General features: G+C 60.6%; 6 protein-coding genes and 1 pseudogene. 3 read left to right on the forward strand and 4 right to left on the reverse strand.

What is annotated here, in order from left to right:
* Positions 1 to 344, forward strand: a pseudogene (locus ACRAUW_RS16675) (2-amino-4-hydroxy-6-hydroxymethyldihydropteridine diphosphokinase); the annotation flags it as partial.
* Here the strand turns inward: ACRAUW_RS16675 and ACRAUW_RS16680 are convergent.
* Positions 270 to 974, reverse strand: a complete 705-nt coding sequence (locus tag ACRAUW_RS16680) for an SDR family oxidoreductase (RefSeq protein WP_431363175.1) — start codon at positions 972 to 974, stop codon at positions 270 to 272. The pseudogene ACRAUW_RS16675 and the gene ACRAUW_RS16680 sit on opposite strands and share 75 nt — an antisense overlap.
* Before the next feature lie 161 nt (positions 975 to 1,135).
* Here ACRAUW_RS16680 and ACRAUW_RS16685 point away from each other — a divergent pair, with 161 nt between their 5' ends.
* Complete coding sequence (locus tag ACRAUW_RS16685) at positions 1,136 to 1,540, forward strand: CBS domain-containing protein (RefSeq protein WP_431363176.1); 405 nt, start codon at positions 1,136 to 1,138, stop codon at positions 1,538 to 1,540.
* Here ACRAUW_RS16685 and ACRAUW_RS16690 read toward each other — a convergent pair.
* Positions 1,537 to 2,073, reverse strand: a complete 537-nt coding sequence (locus tag ACRAUW_RS16690) for a DUF2301 domain-containing membrane protein (RefSeq protein WP_431363177.1) — start codon at positions 2,071 to 2,073, stop codon at positions 1,537 to 1,539. The genes ACRAUW_RS16685 and ACRAUW_RS16690 overlap by 4 nt on opposite strands.
* Before the next feature lie 177 nt (positions 2,074 to 2,250).
* Positions 2,251 to 2,712: a transcriptional regulator AsnC gene (asnC, locus tag ACRAUW_RS16695; protein ID WP_005339783.1), complete on the reverse strand. Its 462-nt coding sequence runs from the start codon at positions 2,710 to 2,712 to the stop codon at positions 2,251 to 2,253.
* Between the two features lie 154 nt (positions 2,713 to 2,866).
* On the opposite strand from asnC, the gene asnA reads away from it, so the two are divergent.
* The gene (asnA, locus tag ACRAUW_RS16700; RefSeq protein ID WP_021231465.1) at positions 2,867 to 3,859 is read left to right on the forward strand and encodes an aspartate--ammonia ligase; all 993 of its coding nucleotides are present in this window, start codon (positions 2,867 to 2,869) and stop codon (positions 3,857 to 3,859) included.
* 280 nt (positions 3,860 to 4,139) lie between these two features.
* Here asnA and ACRAUW_RS16705 read toward each other — a convergent pair.
* On the reverse strand, positions 4,140 to 5,153 hold a 1,014-nt coding region (locus ACRAUW_RS16705; protein WP_431363178.1), incomplete at its 5' end, for an AAA family ATPase.

A 5,153-nucleotide genomic window follows, 5' to 3' on the forward strand; every position in this document is an offset into this window, starting at 1 on the left:
GCCGGGATCGCAACGATCCGCTCTGCAAGGTACACGACCGGCCGCTCGACATCGATATTCTGGCCAGCAACAGGAGCGGTGACTTTGCCTCGGTAGAGGTCGATTCCTATCTGGCGGAGCTGCTGGCCGAGCTCTACGGCCATGGCGAGGTGCATGACCCCAAGGTGGCGCTGCAAGTGACGCTCCCCGCCCCGTCGGGCCAGCTCAAACCCGGCAAGGGCTTGCTGACCCGGCAGGTCGGGCTGGCGCCACTGGAGCTTGGCAACCCCTCAGAGGGTGGCCAGCGCGCGCCCGCCATCTATCTTGATGCTGGCCCCCGTCATATAACTGTTCCCCATCAGTAACTGCACCGCCTGCCAGATGGGTTCCAGCCCTCCCTCCCGCGCCAGCGGTGTTTTCGCCAACACCTGCTGGCGCCATGCCTCGTCATGCTCGTCGAGAAACAGGATCGGCCCCGGCTCTATGGTGTTGACCCGCACCGCAGGCGCCAGCTCTCGGGCAAAGCTCATGGCCAGCGAATGGGCTCCCGCCTTGGTGGCCACATAGCTGGCAAAACGGGGGGCCGGGGCATGGATATAGATATCGGTGATATGAATGATGCTGGCGTTGGGATTGCTGGCCAGCCGGGGGGCCAGCGCCCGGTTTAGCTGGAAGGGGGCCGCCATGTGTACCCGGTAGAACTGCTCGAACTGGGCCAGTTGCGCCGCCGGATCAGTTGCCTGCGGCTCGAAGGCCGAGGCGTTGTGGATCACCAGCGTCAGATCCTGATGGGTTGCCAGCACATCGATCAGCTTGCCTACGTCCTCTTCCCGACCAAAATCCGCCTGCACCAGTTCGACCCCCAATGCAACCAGCGTGGCCAGCTCCGGCCGCTCGCTGCGATAACTGCCCGTCACCTGCCAGCCCGCTGCCACCAGCTGTTCACAGAGATAAAATCCGAGTCGACGGCCGCAGCCCGTAACCAATGCACGCATACGATCTCCTTTCCCTTTCATGGTCTTGCATGAACGAAGCCCGCCTGCCAGCGGATCACCGCCAATGGCTTGTGCCTATCAATCTCTGCGGCATAAACCATTGGTCGCGGGCCCCCGCCCGCGTCATAGTGGCGGCATCCCCCTCTTGCGGAGTCACCACCATGCTGAAAGTACACCACCACATGGGTCACCTGACCCACTCCCTCACTGCCGGACTAAACCTCGCCGAAGCGCTGGATAGGCTGCATCAATCTGGCCTTGGCGGCCTGCCTGTACTGGATGAACAGAAACGGCTGATCGGCTTTCTTTCCGAACAAGATTGCATCCCCAGCCTGCTTATCGGCAGCTACCACTGCGACACCCGCACCCGGGTGGAGGATCTGATGAACCGCTCGCCCCTCTCGGTCGGGCCGGATGAGAGCATTCTGGATCTGGCTCGCCAGATGGCCGATGCCAAGCCCAAGATCTACCCGGTGCTGCAACAGGGCAAGGTGATCGGCATCATCAGCCGCCGTCAGGTAATGCAGGCCCTCAACCAGCAGATGAAGGTGTGCCAGCAGACCTAGATCTGGTAACGCCCCTTGTCACCGATATCGAAGTGCAGGGGCATCCGCCACTTGGCCAGCACCAGCAAGGTCAACAGGGCGCCGCAGACCAGCGCCACCAGTGCGGCGGCCCACTCCACCCGCAACCACTCCAGCAGCCATAACGCCGGCAACAAAATGGGCACCAGCTTGATGCCGGGAATGGCGAAGCAAAACTGCTCCTTGAACGCCAGCCCGGAGAGCGTCGCCAACGCGGCTCCCAGCACCAACGCATCCGGCGCACCCACCGCCGCCAGGGCCAACGCGCCCCAACCAGATCCCTGCAGAATCAGGCGAATCCGCTTGTCGTAGATATGCAGCGAAAAGCCGCAGATTGCGCTTGCCACTGCCAGCGACATCAACCATTGTGCCGACGGAAGCAATGCCATCCCACTCAGCAGCGCCGCACCGCGGCAAAGCAGCAACAGGGCTGCCGCACTCAAGCCAAGACGGTAGAGCGAGACGGTCAACTTATCGATCCCGTCCAGCGGGCTCTCGATTTCAGGATTTGCCATAAATACGCACCTCTTGATCACCTGCAGCCTACCAATATGCGGCAAGCCAAGCCGCGTATGACGGCAAACATATACACATATGACACTACACCCCAGTGCCCTCTGCCGCCCATCGTATTTCCTCTCGGGCAATCTATCCGGAGCCTGTAACGTCCAAATCTGCATTAGCAACACCGATCAGGGCTTCACATCCCGCAGGATCGGATTCTGCAACGAGATCAGGGTTTCAGTGGACTGGATCTCGTCGATGGTCTGGATCTTGTTGATCAGCACGATCTGCAACTCGTCGATGGAGCGGGTCATCACCTTCATGAAGATGCTGTAGTGGCCGGTGGTGTAGTAGGCCTCCACCACCTCATCCAGCGCCTGCAACTTTGCCAGCGCCGAGGGGTAATCCTTGGCGCTCTTCAGATTGATGCCGATAAAGCAGCAGACGTCATAGCCCAGCTTCTTGGGGTTCACCTGCACCCGCGTCCCCTCGATGATCCCCGCCTGTTTCATCTTCTCCACCCGCACATGGATGGTGCCCGGGCTGACCGCCAGTTGTTTCGCCAGTTCGGCGTAAGGAATACGCGCATTTTCCATCAGAGCGGTGAGGATGGCCTGATCGAGATTATCGATCCGATAATTTTCCGGCATTTTTTTGCACTCCCGTTGACGATACCTCATTTAACAACGGCTTATTTTGAGAAAAAAAACACACAAAGGCTATTTCTATTATCGAATATTGAATTTAGTTGGCAATATATTGAAGAATCACTTCATCCAACGGGATTTGAAACAGGAATTCAGCATGAAACAGCACTACATTCGCAGCCAACAGCAGATCAGCTTCGTCAAAGAGATGTTCTCCCGCCAACTCGCCCAGCAACTGGGTCTGATGGAGGTTCAAGCCCCCATTCTGAGCCGGGTCGGTGATGGCACTCAGGACAACCTCTCTGGCCATGAGAATGCAGTGCAGGTCAAAGTGAAAACCCTGCCGGAGCACAGCTACGAAGTGGTCCATTCACTGGCCAAATGGAAGCGCCAGACCCTGGGCCGCTTCGGCTTCGGCCCGGGCGAAGGGATCTACACCCACATGAAGGCGCTGCGTCCGGATGAAGACAAGCTCACCCCCATCCACTCCGTCTACGTGGATCAGTGGGACTGGGAGAAGGTGATGCCGAGCGAGCGCCGCGATCTGGCCTATCTGCAGGAAACCGTGCGCGGCATCTGGGCCGCCATCAAGGCTACCGAGCGCGCGGTCTGCGCCGAGCATGAGCTGACCCCCTTCCTGCCAGCCGAGATCCAGTTCCTGCACAGCGAAGAGCTGCTGGCCCGTTACCCGGATCTCGATGCCAAGGGGCGCGAGCGGGCCATCGCCAAAGAGCTTGGGGCCGTGTTCCTGATCGGCATCGGCGGTGCCCTCTCCCACGGCGAGCGTCACGATGTGCGCGCCCCGGACTACGACGACTGGAGCAGCCACAGCGAGCTGGGGCTGGCCGGTCTGAACGGCGACATTCTGGTGTGGAACCCGGTGCTGCAAGACAGCTTCGAGATCTCCTCCATGGGGATCCGGGTCGATGCCGAGGCGCTGCGCCGCCAGCTGGCCATCACCGGCGACGAGGATCGCCTGCAGTACGACTGGCACCAGGACCTGCTGGCCGCACGGATGCCGCAGACCATCGGTGGTGGCATCGGCCAATCCCGTCTGGCCATGCTGTTACTGCAAAAGGAGCACATCGGTCAGGTTCAGGTCGGTGTCTGGCCAGCCGAGATGAAAGCCGCCGTGCAAGGCATGCTGTAACGAATGAAGGCCATGCTGGCGCCATCTCAGCCAGCATGGCAACAGGCAGGTGGCCATCGGGGTTGAGCGAGCGCATCCCCGGCAGGCTGTAAGACGCAAGGCCGTTAGCGGTTTTGTTTCGAAATCGGGGGCTTTCCCCTGCGACCCGCTCAACCCACGTCAGGTCGCGTCACTACATTCCTCCCGGCAATCTTCGGATTGCCGTTTTTTTATTTTCCATCGACCAGATATGGCAACGCCAGCCCGAGGGCTGGCGTTGCAAACATAGATACGAGACTGGCTACTGGGTCATGGTGAGGCCGTTGCTGTCGGCCCCCAGCAGCAGTTTTTTGCCCGGCACGATGCGACCTGAGAGCAGCGCCTGAGCCAGCGGGTTCTCCACCTTCTGCTGGATCGCCCGCTTGAGGGGGCGTGCCCCGTACACGGGGTCGAACCCGGCATGCACCAGCTTCTCGAGCAGCGCTTCGCTCACCTCCACCTCGAAGCCCTGAGCCTCCAGTCGGCCCATCAGGCTCTTGAGCTGGATGCGGGCGATGGACTTGATGTGCTCCTCGCCGAGCGGATGGAACACCACCGTCTCGTCGATCCGGTTGATGAACTCCGGCCGGAAGCTGCGGGTCAGCACCTCCATCAGCATGGCCTTCATCTCGTCGTAATCCTTCTCGGAACCCTCTTTTGCAAAAGAATGCTCCTGAATCAGATCCGACCCGAGGTTGGAGGTCATGATGACCACGGTGTTGCGGAAATCGACGGTACGACCCTGACCATCGGTCAGGCGGCCATCATCCAGCACCTGCAGCAAGATGTTGAAGACATCGGGATGCGCCTTCTCCACCTCGTCCAGCAGGATCACCGAGTAGGGACGACGGCGTACCGCCTCGGTCAGATAACCGCCCTCTTCATAACCCACGTATCCGGGAGGTGCCCCCACCAAACGGGCCACGCTGTGTTTCTCCATGAACTCGGACATATCGATCCGCACCATGGCATCCTGGGTATCGAACAGGAACTCGGCCAGCGCCTTGCACAGCTCGGTCTTGCCCACCCCGGTGGGCCCCAGGAACAGGAAGGAGCCGATGGGGCGATTCGGGTCGGAGAGTCCGGCGCGGGAGCGGCGAATGGCGTTGGAGACCGCATCAACCGCCTCTTCCTGACCAATCACCCGGCTGTGCAGCTGATCTTCCATCCGCAGCAGCTTGTCGCGCTCCCCTTCCAGCATGCGGGCGACCGGAATACCGGTCCAGCGGGCCAAGACGTCTGCAATCTCCACGTCAGTGACCCGGTTGCGCAGCAG

The organism is Aeromonas sp., assembly GCF_050633025.1.
Classification (GTDB): Bacteria; Pseudomonadota; Gammaproteobacteria; order Enterobacterales; family Aeromonadaceae; genus Aeromonas.

What these genes read in the sequence shown, in the direction of transcription:
- ACRAUW_RS16680 (WP_431363175.1), bottom strand. Translation starts at nt 974, where the DNA reads ATGCGTGCATTGGTTACGGGCTGCGGCCGTCGACTCGGATTTTATCTC.
- ACRAUW_RS16685 (WP_431363176.1), top strand. Translation starts at nt 1,136, where the DNA reads ATGCTGAAAGTACACCACCACATGGGTCACCTGACCCACTCCCTCACT.
- ACRAUW_RS16690 (WP_431363177.1), bottom strand. Translation starts at nt 2,073, where the DNA reads ATGGCAAATCCTGAAATCGAGAGCCCGCTGGACGGGATCGATAAGTTG.
- asnC (WP_005339783.1), bottom strand. Translation starts at nt 2,712, where the DNA reads ATGCCGGAAAATTATCGGATCGATAATCTCGATCAGGCCATCCTCACC.
- asnA (WP_021231465.1), top strand. Translation starts at nt 2,867, where the DNA reads ATGAAACAGCACTACATTCGCAGCCAACAGCAGATCAGCTTCGTCAAA.